The organism is Planctomyces sp. SH-PL62 (genome assembly GCF_001610895.1).
GTDB lineage: Bacteria > Planctomycetota > Planctomycetia > Isosphaerales > Isosphaeraceae > Paludisphaera.
In genome coordinates this window covers 1,535,532-1,550,224 of the sequence record NZ_CP011273.1, presented here as the reverse complement: position 1 = coordinate 1,550,224, position 14,693 = coordinate 1,535,532, and the positions used below count along the sequence as shown (strand labels likewise).

Below are 14,693 nucleotides of genomic sequence, written 5' to 3'. Positions count from 1 at the left end.
AGGCCGGTTGCGGCCGAGAGCGAGGAGCCCGTCGATGAGAAATCCGCCGAACGAACCCAATCCGCGCCGCGTCGGCGGAAGCGCCAAACGAACCCAATCCGCGCCGCGTCGACGAAAGCGCCGAACGAACCCGAATGGATCGGCCGTAAGACATTTTCTCGTGGTGATTTACGTGGATATTGGATCGCGCGAGGGGCGCGAACGAACCCAATACGGCGGGGGCGGATCGGTCCGTTGGGGAGGGGGCGCCGATGCCGAAAAACGCCGAACGAACCCAATCCGGCCGCCTGGATCAGGCGGTGGAATCTCGACTCGCGGCGTATACGCCCGGCCGATCGGGTCGGAAACGAACCCAATTCGGCCGGGGCGGAGGAGGCGGGGGCGACGGCGGGGCGGGGATCAGCTCTTGAACAGTCGGCTGACGCTCTCGCGACGGTGGATGGACATGATGGCGTCGGCGAACAGGCTGGCGACGCTCACGACCTTGCAGCAGGGGGCGAGCGGTTCGAAGCGGTAGCCGATCGTGTCGGTCATCACCAGCTCCTTGATCGGGGAGCGGGCGAGCTTCTCGGAGGAGCCCTTGGAGAAGACCCCGTGCGAGACGCAGGCGTAGACGTCCTTGGCCCCGCGCTCCTTGCAGGCGACGGCCATCTCGATGAGGGTGCCGCCGGAGATGGTGAAGTCGTCGACGATCAGGACGTTGCGGTCCTTGACCTCGCCGACGATGTCGAGCATCTCGGCCTTCTCGTCGTGCCCGCGCCGGACCTTGTTGCCGAAGACCACCGGGGCGTTGATCATCTCGGCGAACTTGTAGGCCTGCTTGCCGAAGCCGACGTCGGGCGAGGCCACGACCAGGTCCGGGATCTGCTTGCGCCGGAAGTAGTCCACCAGGACCGGCATGGCGTAGAGGTGGTCGACCGGGATGCGGAAGAAGCCCTGGATCTGCGGGCTGTGCAGGTCCATGGTCAGGACGCGATCGGCCCCGGCGGCCTCGATGCAGTCGGCGCAGACGCGGGCGCGGATCGAGACCCGGGGCTCGTCCTTCTTGTCCCCCTTGGCGTAGGAGAAGAAGGGGATGACGGCCGTCACCTGGGTCGCGCTCGCCCGCTTGAAGGCGTCGATCCAGAAGAGCAGCTCCATGAAGTTGTCGTTGACCGGGTATTCCGTCCCCTGAATGATGTAGACGTCGCGCCCGCGGACGTTCTCCAGGACGCGGACGAAGACGCAGCCCTCGCTGAAGGTGCGAGTCTCCGCCTTGGCCAGGCCGGCCCCCAGGTGGTGCGCGATGGACTCGGCCAGCGAGCCGCTGGCGCTGCCGGCGAAGACTTTCAGCTCGCCGTAGGGATCGACCCGATCTTCCGACGTGCAGATCAGGGACATGTCCTTGCTCACGGTTCCGCCCCGGTTTCGGGAGGAAGGATGGTGGTGATCCCGCCGCGACCGCCGCCGCGCTCGCGCCCGACGGCCCCCCCTCCCGAGCCGGGCCGTCGACACATGATCTTAACACCCTCCGCGGCGCTCGGCCACCCGGAGCGGCGCCGGACGCAATAACGTATGGCGATGCGAGAAACCGCCAGGGCGGCCGGGGGTTCATCCCGCCTCCCCGGATCGTTTACAATCGCCTGCGATGGAGTCGACACGCATCGTTCGACGCGCCTTGAGTTTTCGCCACCTGGAGGATGCACCATGCAGCGCCCGCGATCGGAGCGGAACACGACCCTGGGATGGCTCGCCCTGGCGGCGGGCGTCGTCGCCCTCTCCGCGTGGTATTCGAACACCGGCCCGCCGCCGGGTCCGTCCGCGACCGACGCCGGGCGCCTGCACGTCCGCAGGGCGTCGCTCCAGGCGCCCCCCGCCCCCAGCTTCGACGGCGCCGTGGGCTGGATCAACTCGGGGCCGATCGACCTGGCCTCGCTCAAGGGGAAGGTCGTCCTGCTGGACTTCTGGACCTACTGCTGCATCAACTGCCACCACATCCTCCCGGACCTCGAGAAGCTCGAGAAGAAGTACAAGAACGAGCTGGTGGTGATCGGCGTCCACTCCGGCAAGTTCGACGCCGAGCGCAACACCGAGAACATCCGCCGCAAGGTGGCCGAGTACCGGATCAAACACCCCGTCGTCAACGACGCCGAGATGATCATCTGGGAGCGGTTCGACGTCCACAGCTGGCCGACCCGCGTCCTCATCGACCCCGACGGCCAGGTCGTCGTCTTCGGCCGCGACGAGGACGGCAATCCGATCACCTCGATCGGCGGCGAGGGCCGCTACGAACTCTTCGACTTCGCCATCGGCAAGCTCGCCGACACCTTCCGCAAGGCCGGCAAGCTGGACGAGACCCCCATGACCTTCGCCACAGAGGAGAGCCAGTACGCCGACAAGCCCCTGCTCTTCCCGGGCAAGGTCCTCGCCGACGCGAAGTCGAACCGGCTGTTCATCTCCGACACCGGGCACGACCGGATCGTCCAGACCGACCTCGACGGCAAGAACCCCGTGCTCATCGGCGGCGGCGGCCAGGGCCTCGTCGACGGCGACTTCGCCACGGCCCGCTTCAACCGCCAGCAGGGGATGTGCCTGGAAGGAGACGTCCTCTACGTCGCCGACACCGAGAACCACGCCATCCGCACCGTCGACCTCAAGGCGAAGACGGTGACGACGGTCGTCGGCGACGGAAAACAGTCGGACCGCGACCCCCGCCCGCCCTTCGAGGGGCCGGGCAAGACCTCGACGATCTCCAGCCCCTGGGACGTGATCCAGGTCCCCGGCTCGCGGACGATCTACATCGCGATGGCCGGCACCCACCAGATCTACGCCTTCGACCCCGAATCCGGCGTCGTCCGCTGGTTCGCCGGCTCGGGCTACGAGAACATCCTCGACGGCACGCCCGCCAAGTCCCGGTTCGCCCAGCCCAGCGGCTTCGCGACCGACGGCGAGAACCTGTTCATCGCCGATTCCGAGGTCTCCGGGGTGCGCGTGATCTCCGGACTCCGCGACGCCGCGCCCAAGGTCGGACGCGTCGTGGGCATGGGCCTGTTCGAGTTCGGCGACCGCGACGGCGTAGGCCCGGCGCAGGTCCGGCTCCAGCACTGCCTGGGCCTGGCCTTCGGCGACGGCAAGCTCTACATCGCCGACACCTACAACAACAAGGTCAAGGTCTGCGACCCCGAGAAGGCCGCCGTCGAAACCTTCCTCGGCGCCGTCGAGGCCGGCGACTCCGACGACCCCCCCCGATTCCACGAGCCCGGCGGGCTCAGTTTCGCCGACGGCAAGCTGTACGTGGCCGACACCAACAACCACAAGATCAGGGTCGTCGACCTCGGCACCCGCGCGGTCAAGACTCTGGAGATCCCCGACCTCAAGCCCCCCGGCCCTCCTTCCCCCTGAATCCCCGCCGATCGGCCGGGTTCGGGTCGAAGATCCCTCGCGTTCCAGCGAATGCCGATATCCAGGGCCGACCCGGCCGACGATCCGACGACGACTTTCGATTCGAAGGGGAGGGGCCGATGCTCCGCTTGCTGCCGATCTTGCTGGCGACCTGCGGCTGGGGTGACGTGAAGGAGGACGCCCGGAAGTTCCTGGAGCTTTGCCAGGCGTCGAAGTTCGCCGAGGCCCGCGCGGAGTTCGGCCCGAAAATGGCCGAGGCGCTGACCACGGAGAAGCTCGCCCAGCTCTGGCAGGGCCTCGAGAAGCAGCTCGGCCCGATCACGGAAATGGGCGAGCCTCGCGAGGACCGCGTCGGGGTCTCGCGGCGGGCGAAGATCCGCTGCCAGTTCAAGACGACCGCGCTCGACGCCCTGGTGAGCTTCGACCCCCAGGGGCGAATCGAGGGTTTCTTCCTCCTCCCCGCCGCCGACGAGAACGCGAAGAAGCCCGAGCCCCCCTACGCCGACCCGTCGAAATACGTCGAGGAGGAGGTCGTCGTCGGGGCCGAGGGCTGGCCCTTGGCGGGGACCTTGACCCGGCCGAAGGGGGTGGAGAAGGCCCCGCTGGCGATCCTCCTCCACGGCTCGGGGCCGCACGACCGCGACGAGACGATCGGCCCCAACGCCCCGTTCCGCGACCTGGCCCACGGCCTGGCGAGCCGGGGCATGGCGGTCCTCCGCTTCGAGAAGCGGACCCACGCCCACAAGGAACGCTACGCCGACCCCAAGGTCCGCGACGCCGTGGCCGTCCAGGACGAGGTCGTCGACGACGCCCTGGCCGCCGTCGCCAGGGCCAGGAGCTGGAAGGGGATCGATCCCGATCGGATCGTCGTCCTGGGCCACAGCCTGGGAGGGACCGCCGCCCCGATGGTCGCGAAGCAGGACGGCCGACTCGCCGGGGTCGTGCTCCTGGCCGCCTCGGCCCGGCCCGCCGCCGAGATGGTCCGCGACCAGGTCGACCACATCAAGCGGGTGGACCCCGACCGCGCGAAGGCCCTCGCCGACCTGGACTCGAACCTCGACGACCGGCTGGCCCGGATGAAGTCGGGCGAGGCGAAGGACGACGAGACCCTCCTGGGAGTCCCGGTCCGGTACTGGAAGACGATGGACGCCGCCCATCCCGACCGGCTCCTCGCCGAGCTTCCGACCCTGCCGGTCCTGGTCCTCCAGGGGGGCCGCGACTATCAGGTCACCGAGGCCGATTTCGACCTCTTCCGCCGCGCCCTCGACGGCCGCCCCAACGCGACCCTGAAGCTCTACCCCGACCTCAACCACGGCTTCCAGCCCGGCGAGGGCAAGGCCGTCCCGGCCGAGTACGAGAAGCCGGGGTTCGTCGACGTCCGGGTGATCGACGACGTTGCCGCCTGGGTGCGGTCCCTCCCCCCGCGTTGAGGGCCGAGCCAGGCCTCCTCCCCTGCTGGGAGGAGGCCTGGCGTGGGACGGCTCTCGCGCTCGTCCCCTCCTCGATCGACCCTCCGGGCCGCCTTCCCTCGCAAGGGGGAGAGGGGGAAGGACGTCGTTCGATCCGCCAGGCTCCCTCGCGGGCGGGTCAGTCGTCGTCGAGCAGGGGGACGTTCCAGTAGGCCGCGCTGAGGAACCGCGACCAGCTGGCGATCCGGACGGTCGAGGCGTCGTACAGCGGCTTCCACGAGGGTCGGAAGGGGGGCCGGCGGAGCTTCATCGCCGCCTGCTCGGGCGTGCGGTTGGCCTTCCGGGAGTTGCAGGCGACGCAGGCGAGGACGCAGTTCTCCCAGGTCGTCTGCCCCCCCTGGGCGCGGGGCAGGACGTGGTCGATCGTCAACTCCTCGGTGCCCGGCCGTCCGCCGCAGTACTGGCAGGTGGCGTGGTCGCGCTTGAACAGGTTGCGTCGGCTGAAGGTCACCGTGTTGAACCGGGGCCGATCATGTCGCGTGAGCGTCAGCACCTCGGGAACGCGGAGGCGGAACCGCACGGTGCGGATGAAGGGTTCGCCGTCGCGCGGGGCCATCTTGGCCCAGTCCGCCCAGGAATACAGTTGAAAGTCGTCGGGATCGACGACGTGGGCCGCCTCGTTCCACAGCAGCACCAGGGCCCGCGCCACCGGGGCGACGTGGACCGGCTGCCAATGGCGATTGAGAACGAGTGTGGGCCGTTGCAGTACGCTCACCCCCATGGTCGAGGCTCTCCACTCACGCTAAGAGTTGCGAGGAGGACGGATGCCGCGTCATTCAGCATTGGGAAGCACTGGCCGCCTCCCATGATAACCGATGGGCCGGGGGCCTCTGCAACCGGCGCCCCCCGCGTTCCGCCCGGCCATCCAGACCCAGCCGGGCTATCGAAAGTTCGAGGCGGACTATAGATTGAATCGGATGGCCCTGTCGTCGATCGTCTCCGACGCCTCGGGCCGCCTCGTCCGGGAGTCCCTCGATGGCGCTGAAGGCGGAGATCGTTTCGATCGGCAGTGAGCTGATCAGCGGGCAGAGCCTGGACACCAACAGCCGATGGTTGAGCGGCGAACTGGGCTTGCTGGGGATCGCGACCGCCTTCCACACCACGATCGGCGACGACCTGGACGACAACGTCGCCGTCTTCCGGATCGCCGCTGCCCGCGCCGATCTTGTCCTGACCACCGGCGGCCTCGGGCCGACCCAGGACGACCTGACCCGCGAGGCCCTGGCCCGCGCGGCCGGCGTGGGACTTCGCGAGGACGCCGAATCCCTGGCGGCCATCGCCGCCCTGTTCTCCAGCCGCAACCGGCCCATGGCCGATCGCAACCGCAACCAGGCCATGCTCCCGGAGGGCGCCGAGGCGCTGCCGAACCCCATCGGCACCGCGCCGGGGATCTGGATGACGATCGGCGCCGCCGCCTTCGGCGCGATGCCCGGCGTCCCGTCGGAGATGCGGCGGATGTTCCACGACCAGGTCGTCCCCCGCCTCCGGCTGCGGCACTGGGTCGAACGAGCCATCGTCCATCGCCGGATCGCCCTCTTCGGCAAGGGGGAGTCCGACATCGAGGCCGAGGCGCTCGACCTGACAGCCCGGGGCCACGTCCCCGAGGTCGGGATCACGGCGCACGACGCCACCATCAGCTTCCGCATCCGGGGCGAGGGCCTCACGCCCGAGGCCGCCTGGGCGCAGACCGAGGAGACCGCCGCGATGATCCGGGGGCGGTTCGGCGCGCTCGTCCTCGGCGAGGGGACGACCGACGTCGCCGACGCCCTGGCCGACGAGCTGAGGCGCACCGGGGCGACCCTCGCGACCGCCGAATCCTGCACCGGGGGCCTCGTCGCCCATCTGATCACGGCCGTCCCCGGCGTCAGCCCCCACTACTTCGGCGGCGTCGTCAGCTATGCGAACCGGGCCAAGACCGACTTCCTGGACGTCCCGGCCGACCTGATCCAGGCCCACGGCGCGGTCAGCGCCGAGGTCGCCGCGGCGATGGCCCGGGGCGCCCGCGAACGCTTCGGCGTCGACCTGGCGATCAGCACGACGGGCGTGGCCGGTCCCGGCGGCGGGACCGCGGAGAAGCCGGTCGGCCTGGTCTATCTCGGCCTGGCCTCCCGCGACGGCGTCGAGACCCGCCGCGTCGAGATCGGCCCCGAACAGCCTCGCGACGTGATCCAGCGTCGCTCTTCCAAGCAAGCCCTGAACTGGGTGCGGACCACCCTCAAGACCTGGCCCGGCCAGGACGGACCCCGATGAAGCTCAAGCGACAGCCCGAGGACTTCGAAGTCGAGGAACTGCCGAGCGTCGTCCCGGCGGCGAAGGGGAGGTACACGTTCTACCGGCTCTCCAAGCGAGGGATCGGCACGATCGAGGCCGTGGAGGCGATCTGCCGGCGCTGGAACATCCCCAGCGGCCGCGTCGGCTACGGCGGCCTCAAGGACCGCCACGCGGTCACCGTCCAGTACGTGACGATCTTCGACGGGCCCGAACACGCGATCCATCAGCCCAGCCTGGACCTTGAGCCCCTGGGCCGCCTCGAACGGGCCTACGGCCCCCAGGACTTCACCGGCAACCGCTTCGCCCTGGTCCTCCGCGACATGACCCCGGGCGCGGCGGCCGAGGCGGGCCGACAGCTCGCGGCGGCCTCCAACGACGGCGTGCCCAACTACTTCGACGACCAGCGCTTCGGCTCGGTCGGCTATTCCGGCGAGTTCATCGGCCACGCCTGGCTCAAGGGGGACTACGAGAAGGCCCTGAAGCTGGCCCTGGCCGAGCCCAACTCGTTCGACCGCTCCGACACCAAGGTTCGCAAGGCCTCCCTTCGCGAGCACTGGGGGAACTGGCCCGAGGCCAAGGCGGCGCTCGACCGATCCTCGGAGCGGAGCATCGTCACCTACCTGGTCGACCATCCGACCGACTTCACCGGCGCGTTCGCCCGCCTCAAGCGCGACCTGCGCGGGCTCTATTTCTCCGCCTTCCAGAGCTGGCTCTGGAATCTGATGCTCGCCGGCTGGATCGAGCGCAACACCCGGCCGGAGCAGCGGGCGATGGTGGACCTGAAGGTCGGGGCGCTGCCGTTCCCGGTCGGCCTCGATCCCGACCAGCGTCGGCTCATCGACGAGCGCCCGTTGCCGCTCCCCTCGTCGCGGACGCCCCCGCCCGACGGCCCACTCGGCGAGATCGCGACCGAGGCCCTGACCGCCTTCGACCTGACCTGGGCCGACGTTCGCGTGAAGAAGCTCAAGGACGTCTTCTTCTCGAAGGGATCGCGGCAGGCTCTCCTGGGGGTCGGCGACGTCCGTTCGGAGACCTTCGACGACCCGCTCCACCGGGGCAAGCAGGCGGTGCGGCTGGAATTCGCACTCCCCAAGGGGGCCTACGCGACCATGCTGGTCAAGCGGCTGACGGAGGCCTCGGGGGCCGACGACTCATGACGCCCGAGATCCTCTTCGAGGACAACCACTGCCTCGTGTTGAACAAGCCCGCCGGCATGCTCTCGCAGGGGGACGAGACCGGGCGGCCGAGCCTCGTCTCCTGGACCGCCGAGTACTTGAAGGTGAAGTACCGGAAGCCCGGCAACGTCTACGTCGGGCTCGTGCATCGGCTCGACCAGCCGACGTCGGGCGTCGTGCTGCTGGCGAGGACGAGCAAGGCGGCCGGGAGGCTCTCCGACCAGTTCCGCACCGGAGCCGTGTCCAAGCTCTACTGGGCGATCGTGGAGGGGCGCCCCGACCTTCCCGAGGGGGAGTGGGTCGATCACCTGGAGAAAGATCGCACGACGAACCGCGTCAGGGTGACGGAGGAAGGCGAGGGGAAGTTCGCGAGGGTGGCGTACGAAGTGCTAACCGAGGGGGCGGGGATGACGAAGCTGGCGCTCCGGCCCTCGACGGGGCGAAGCCATCAGTTGCGAGTCCAACTGGCCGAGCGGAATCTGCCGATCGTCGGCGACCGGAAGTACGGCTCGAGGAAAATCCTGCGGGCGCTCGACGGCGAGCCGAGGATCGCGCTTCACGCGCGGGAGCTGTCGTTCACGCATCCGACCCTGGGCGAGACGGTCAGGATCGAGGCTCCGGTGCAGGCAGACTGGCCCGAGTCCTCGCCAGCATGGTGGGGATCGTCGCGCGGCCGATGAAGGCGAGGCGGAAGCTGAGGCCGGTGACGAGCATGGCGGCGAGCGGCTGCCAGACGTCGGAGTCGACGTCGAGGGACGGCACGAAAGCGGCGAAAGCGGCGTCGGACGCGACGGCCGCGAGGACCGGCGGTTCGACCGCCTGGGCCTGGACGGGCGGCTTCTCGGTCGGAGCGGGGGCCGGGGCCGAGGCGGGAGCAGGAGCCGGCGTGCTCGGCTCGGCCGGAGCCGAAGCCTTCGGGGCGGCGGCGAGGCTGGAGTCGACGTACTCACGCGTGGTCTTCCAGGACTCGGCGTCGACGAGCCCGATCTGCTCGGCCTCGCGGCGGGCGACGTCCCAGGCCACCTTGTCGGTCAGGACGCGGCGGATGTACCAGAGCGCGCCGGCGATCCGGCCGTCCTCGTCGAAGAAGTAGAGCGGACGGGCCGCGTCGAGGGCCAACTCGGCGGAGAAGCGGTCGAGGTGGCCGCGATCCAGGCTCGCCAGGTCGGTCGGGAACGAAACGTAGCGGAGCCCGCGCTTGGCGGCCTCGCCGATGAATCTGGGGTCGATCTTGCCGGGGTCGCGGAGGTCGAGCACGGTGCGATAGCCCTTCTCGGCCAGCCAGCCCAGGCCGACGGTCGACGGGGCGCTGCCGCCGGCCAGCTTGAGATCGACGACGACGAATCGCGAGACGCCGAGCGCCCCCTGGGACGCCGCGTCGGCGTCCGGCGAGGGGGCGGAGGGAGCGGCGATGGCGGCGACGGCCGCCGGGGGGGGCGATTCCGGGCCTGTCCCGCCTCCCTCACGACCAGCCGGCTGGTCGTGGGGAAGGGCCGACGCCGTGGTGGGCGTCGGCGTCGGGGCGGCGGTCGGGGTTTTCGCGGCGGCGGGGGCGACGGGAGGGCTGTCGCTCCGTCCGGTGACCTCCGGGGGGAGGTCGAGGGGGGGCAGGTTGTCGAGGACGTTCCCCGCGTCGAGGTCGACGGCGCGGCCACGGTCCCTGGTCGAAGCCGGCGTCGAGACGACCGAGTTCGTCAGGTCGACGCCCGGATTCTGGACCGGGCGCTTCGCGTCATAGCTGGAACTCTGGGACCGGCGGACGCCGCTGTTCGTGGTCCCCGACCGGGTCGGGCCGGCGTCGGGCCGGGCCGAGGGGAGGGGCTCCAGCTGGGTCGGCGGCTCGACCGACGGAGAGACCGTGGACGGCAGCGTCGACTCGGCGGGGAAGCCCGAAGGAGGACCGAGGGGGACCACGCCGGGGGTGACCACGCCGACCGGCCCTGCGTACTCCATGGGCGCGTCGCAGCCAGGGGTCCCGCAACCGTCGCCGCAGGCGCCGAGGCCGCCGAGGCGACCGCCGACCTGGCGGAACGGCTGGAGGATCTTACTGGTCGCCCGCGCGGGGAAGCCGCAGGGGCTGAAGAGACTGCACCCCGAGCCGAAGCCGCCGGAGCGGCAACCGGTCTGGAGGAATGTGGTGGCGATCAGGAAACCGAGCGCGACGGCCTTGGCCGTTCGCCGACGGCCTGACGGCCGGGCGCGGGTGAGCCCGCGCTCCCGCAACCAGCTCAAGCTGAACATCGCATCAATCTCCCGTTCTCGTAAGACCCGATGCACGGAAGCCCCTCGCGGGCCGCCTCCCGATCGTCGAGGCGCGGCCGCAGGGGCGATCCCGGCGTCGTCGGGGCGCACGCCCCACGCCGTCCCGGAGGGAGCGATCGCGTCCGGCCGCGTCTCGGGACGCGACGGACCCTCGCCCGGGGACATGAGGGAGCCCGCCCGCAGCTTGCGGAATAAAGCGCGCATCGGGATGTCTCGGGGTGCCGGATCAATGGGTCGTAATTTCCCTGACGCTGGCGGCGCTCGCGTCGCGCTCCGCGTCGGATCCCCGCGAGCGGCCTCCATCCCCGAGGACGAAGCCCGCCCGACGGCCGACCGACACGGCTCGAGGCCCCGGCTTCCCGAGGCTCGCGACCGTCGCGACGACCCCTCGGATCGGGGCCGTCACCGAAACTTAGCCGACGATCAAGCCGTTGCCAAAGAATCCGGAAGCCTTCTACAATGGGCGCGTAAGTCCAGTTCGTTAAGTCGGTAAAGTTTCCCAGGCTTCGCGCGGAAACCCGCCTGATGACGCCTAGACGACCCCTGCGATCCACAGACTCGCCGCCTTCGGCAAAGCTTCGCATCGGGTCGTTCGCGATCCTCGGCGCCCTGGCGCTGGGGATTTTCGGCGCCGGGGCGTTCGACGCCCCGTTCGTCGACGAGTACGCCTACATGTCGCAGTCCTACTATGCCGACCTCTTCCTGTCCGGGGAGCGGAACGATCGCGCCTGGCTGGAGTTCCCGGCCTACGACCTGGTCCCCCTCCCCAAGTATCTGATCGGGCTGGCCCTCGGCGCCGTCGGCGAGCCGAGGCCGGGGCCCGAGGCCGCCCGTTCGTGGTATCGCGACACATCGAGCCGGTTCGGCCCCCCGCGCGCCCTGACCGTCTCGCGGGTGCCGTCGATCCTCCTCGGGGCGATGGGCTGCGTGGCGCTCGCGGTGATCGGGACGATGGCCTTCGACCTCCGCGTCGGCCTGGCGGCGGGGGCCCTGCTCATGCTGAACCCGCTCTACTCGCTGCACGCCCATCGCGCCATGTCGGAGGCTCCGTGCGAGACCTTCCTGATGGTGGCGCTGGCGTTCGCGCTGGCGGCCTGGCGACGGGCGGTGTCGAGACGGCCGGACTGGCTGATGTTCGCGCTCCTGGCGATGGCGGGCCTGGCGACGGCCCTCGCGGTCCTGTCCAAGTTCAACGGCCTGCTCGCGCTCATGACCATGGCCGTCTGGGTCGTCCTGGGCTGGGGGCTCCCCGGACTCCCCCGCCCCTCCTGGGTCCGGTTCGGCCTGGGCTCCGTGATCGCGGTGGGCCTGGCGTGGGTGGGGTTCCTGGCCCTGAACCCGTTCATGACGGCCCGGCCCGCGCCTCCCCTGAACGCGGACGCCCAGCGGATCGCCGGCCTGGGCGCGTGGGAGCGGTTCCGGCTGCTGGTGGACCATCGCCGGACGATGTCGGCGGGCCAGCAGGAAGCCTTCCCGCACAACGCCCTGACCAGGCTCGGCGATCGGGTGCGGGTCGTCGCCGCGCAGGGCTTCGGCCGGTTCGGCCCGTTCGGCCCCCGGAAGTCCGACTCGACGCGCCGCTACGACCTGGCGCAGGACTGGGGGGCCTTCCTCTGGCTTCCTCTCTGCCTGGGGGGGCTGGGGTATGCGCTGGTCGTCGGCCTGCTCCAACTCCAAAGGGAGGCGGCGCCGTCGGCCTGGGCGGCGGCGGCCTGGGCGCTGGTGTCGCTGGCGGTCGTGACGCTCTACCTGCCGATGGCGTGGGACCGTTACCTCCTGCCGATCCAGGCGCCGTTCGCGCTCCTGGCGGCCTCGGCGCTCCTCGGCGTCTGGGACGCGCTGCGGCTCCTCGCGGCCCCGAGGAAGAAGATGGGGACGTGGTGATGGATCGAGCCTGGGTGCGGACGTGTCTCGGCACCTTCCTGGTGCTGCTGGGGAGCTACGCCTATTTCTGGCATTCACGCGACTGGAACACCGCCAGCCGCCTCATGCTGACCTACTCGCTCGTCGATCGAGGGAGCCTGACGATCGACGGCCTGGAGGACCAGACCGGCGACCGCGCCTATTTCCACGGCCATTACTACAGCGACAAGCTCCCCGGCTATCCCCTGCTGGCGACGGTCCCCTACGGCCTGATGCGGCACGGCTTCGGGGCGAGGCCGCATCCCCTGGGCGGCCCGGCGATGGCCTACTGGCCCTCGGATTACGGGGTGACGCTGGCCACCTCGGGACTGCTCACGGCGGCGGCGGCGATCGTGCTGATGAACCTGGCGCGGGGCCTCGGCTGTTCGCCGAGAGCGGCGACGGCGGTCGGCCTGGCCTACGGGCTGGCGACCCCGGCGTACGTCTATGCGACGCTCGCCTACGGCCACCAGGCGTCGGCCTTCGCGCTGCTGGCCTCGTTCGCGCTCCTTTCCCGGACGGGGACCCGGCGCGACGGCCTCTGCGCGTTCGCGGCCGGGCTCCTGGCGTCGTACGCGGCGGTGATCGAGCTTCAGGTCGGCCCGGTGTCGGCCGTGCTGGGCTTCTTCCTGATCGGCCAGTGCACGACGCGCGCCCGGCGCTGGGATGCGATCGCCAGCTTCGGCGTCGGGGCCCTGATCCCGGCGCTGGGGCTCCTGCTCTACAACCTGATCGCGTTCGGGAACCCGCTCGACATGGGGTACTTCCACCACGCGACGGCCCAGTTCGCCAAGGTGCACAGCCGGGAGAACCCGCTGGGCCTTCGCGGACCGGACTGGAGCCGGTTCGTCCCCCTGCTTTGGGGGAGGCATCGCGGGCTCCTGTTCTACGCCCCGGTCCTGGCGCTGGCCTTGCCGGGCTGGGGGCTGCTCGTCGCTCGGCGGCGGTGGGGCGTCGCGATCGTGTCGGCGGCGGCGTCGGCGGCGGTCTTCGGCGTCAACCTGTGCTATCCCGAGTGGTCCGGCGGCTGGTCGACGGGCCCGCGCCTGCTGGTGCCGCTGCTGCCGTTCGCGATGCTGCCGGTGGCGGCGACGCTGGCCGCGCCCGGGCGCTGGGGGCGGCTCGCGCTCGTCGCGGCGGCGATCCTCGGCCTGGCCGGCGCCGCCCTGATGCTGCTGTTCCAGGGAGTCGGGGCGAGGCTGCCGCAGGACGTGGCCGACCCCCTGCTCGAGGTCGTCTGGCCGCTCTGGCGGGGGGTGGAGGCGCTCCCGCGCTGGTGGACCGGCGAGCGGTTCACGCGCAACCTGGCGGGGTTGGCGGCGGGTCCGTGGCTGGCCGGGCTGCCGGCGACCTGGCAGTGGGTCAAGTTCGTCCCGCTGGCGATCTTCCAGACGGCGGGCGCGGCCTGGGTGCTGCATCGAGCCGGGCGACGACCGGAGCCGAAGCCGGTCGATTAGCTAGCTCTGGGTGTTGACCAGCAGCAGGACGGCCGTCGTGCCGACCAGCGCGGCGAGGATCCAGAGGCCGAGCCGCAGCGATCGCATCCAGATGACCGGCCAGGACTCGTACCGCGACGCGGTGTAGACCAGGCTGATGGCGACGACCAGCGGCAGGATCAGCCAGTAGATGTTCGAGGGGGCGTTCATCAGGCCGCGCCTCCGGCCTTGACGGCGGTGGTGGTGGGGGGGGCTTCGGTCTCGGCCAGGGCTTCGGGCTCGTCGCCGCGACCGTAGGCGGGGCCTTCGTAGGCGTCGTAGACGGCCAGGACGTTGAGCAGGCCGGCGACGGTCGTGTAGATCGTGCCGATCTCGTAGACCTTGCCGAGCCGGAGATGCAGGCCGTTGATCACGTTCTGCGGCGGCTCGGCCATGAACCCCCAGAGGAAGTTCGAGCCGGGCCGGAAGTGCTCGACGGTCGCCTGGATGAGCGCCGGGAGCGCGGGGAGGCCGACGAAGAACTGGCCGACGTAATGGAGCATGAATCGGTCGGTGTTGAACGGGCTCACCCACCGCCAGTAGACGTTCTTCCCTTCGCCGAGGAGGAATCCGGCGACGTAGAGCCCCAGGATGCAGATCGCGTATAGCCAGCCCTTCCCCTTGCGGCCCTGGTAGAAATGGCCCAGGCCGGGGACGAGCCAGGCGAGGAAGGCGGCTCGGGCCGGGTCGCGAAGCGGGATCGAGGGTTCACTCATGTCGTGGGGCCTGGCCTGGGATTCGATGGATCTGGGGTCCCT

Annotated in this window: 12 protein-coding genes; 7 read left to right on the top strand and 5 right to left on the bottom strand. The window is 70.4% G+C overall.

All coding sequences use genetic code 11. The annotated features are described in order from the left end of the window. Positions 1 to 399: 399 nt before the first annotated feature. Positions 400 to 1,380, bottom strand: coding sequence for a ribose-phosphate diphosphokinase (locus VT85_RS06055; RefSeq protein WP_068412012.1), 981 nt, complete (start codon positions 1,378 to 1,380; stop codon positions 400 to 402). A gap of 306 nt (positions 1,381 to 1,686) precedes the next feature. Between VT85_RS06055 and VT85_RS06050 the strand changes: the two genes are divergently transcribed. Both VT85_RS06050 and VT85_RS06045 read left to right on the top strand, forming a co-directional pair. Continuing rightward, on the top strand, positions 1,687 to 3,381 hold the full coding sequence (locus VT85_RS06050) for a thioredoxin-like domain-containing protein (RefSeq protein WP_068412009.1): 1,695 nt from the start codon (positions 1,687 to 1,689) through the stop codon (positions 3,379 to 3,381). A gap of 119 nt (positions 3,382 to 3,500) precedes the next feature. Beyond that, entirely contained in the window at positions 3,501 to 4,811 is a 1,311-nt protein-coding gene (locus tag VT85_RS06045; RefSeq protein WP_068412006.1) for an alpha/beta fold hydrolase, read from the top strand. A 157-nt stretch (positions 4,812 to 4,968) separates the two neighbouring features. Here VT85_RS06045 and VT85_RS06040 read toward each other — a convergent pair whose 3' ends face one another. After that, on the bottom strand, positions 4,969 to 5,571 hold the full coding sequence (locus VT85_RS06040) for an HNH endonuclease (protein ID WP_068412003.1): 603 nt from the start codon (positions 5,569 to 5,571) through the stop codon (positions 4,969 to 4,971). Between the two features lie 254 nt (positions 5,572 to 5,825). Here VT85_RS06040 and VT85_RS06030 point away from each other — a divergent pair, with 254 nt between their 5' ends. From VT85_RS06030 to VT85_RS06020, 3 genes are read left to right on the top strand one after another with little or no spacing between them, the layout of a single operon-like run. Continuing rightward, positions 5,826 to 7,100: a competence/damage-inducible protein A gene (locus VT85_RS06030; RefSeq protein ID WP_197491120.1), complete on the top strand. Its 1,275-nt coding sequence runs from the start codon at positions 5,826 to 5,828 to the stop codon at positions 7,098 to 7,100. Continuing rightward, positions 7,097 to 8,278: a tRNA pseudouridine(13) synthase TruD gene (truD, locus tag VT85_RS06025; RefSeq protein ID WP_068411997.1), complete on the top strand. Its 1,182-nt coding sequence runs from the start codon at positions 7,097 to 7,099 to the stop codon at positions 8,276 to 8,278. The genes VT85_RS06030 and truD overlap by 4 nt, the downstream gene beginning before the upstream one ends. Next, entirely contained in the window at positions 8,275 to 8,976 is a 702-nt protein-coding gene (locus VT85_RS06020; RefSeq protein ID WP_068411993.1) for an RluA family pseudouridine synthase, read from the top strand. The genes truD and VT85_RS06020 overlap by 4 nt, the downstream gene beginning before the upstream one ends. Here the strand turns inward: VT85_RS06020 and VT85_RS06015 are convergent. Further along, positions 8,900 to 10,537: a hypothetical protein gene (locus VT85_RS06015; RefSeq protein WP_068411990.1), complete on the bottom strand. Its 1,638-nt coding sequence runs from the start codon at positions 10,535 to 10,537 to the stop codon at positions 8,900 to 8,902. The two genes, VT85_RS06020 and VT85_RS06015, sit on opposite strands and share 77 nt — an antisense overlap. Positions 10,538 to 11,083: 546 nt before the next feature. Here VT85_RS06015 and VT85_RS06010 point away from each other — a divergent pair. Next, positions 11,084 to 12,442: an ArnT family glycosyltransferase gene (locus tag VT85_RS06010; protein ID WP_068411987.1), complete on the top strand. Its 1,359-nt coding sequence runs from the start codon at positions 11,084 to 11,086 to the stop codon at positions 12,440 to 12,442. Next, positions 12,442 to 13,917, top strand: a complete 1,476-nt coding sequence (locus tag VT85_RS06005; protein ID WP_409999942.1) for a hypothetical protein — start codon at positions 12,442 to 12,444, stop codon at positions 13,915 to 13,917. Before VT85_RS06010 ends, VT85_RS06005 begins: the two co-directional genes overlap by 1 nt. Here the strand turns inward: VT85_RS06005 and VT85_RS06000 are convergent, their stop codons facing one another. After that, complete coding sequence (locus VT85_RS06000; RefSeq protein WP_068411984.1) at positions 13,918 to 14,106, bottom strand: hypothetical protein; 189 nt, start codon at positions 14,104 to 14,106, stop codon at positions 13,918 to 13,920. Beyond that, positions 14,106 to 14,651, bottom strand: a complete 546-nt coding sequence (locus VT85_RS05995; RefSeq protein ID WP_068411981.1) for a DUF6677 family protein — start codon at positions 14,649 to 14,651, stop codon at positions 14,106 to 14,108. Before VT85_RS05995 ends, VT85_RS06000 begins: the two co-directional genes overlap by 1 nt. Positions 14,652 to 14,693 lie beyond the last annotated feature (42 nt).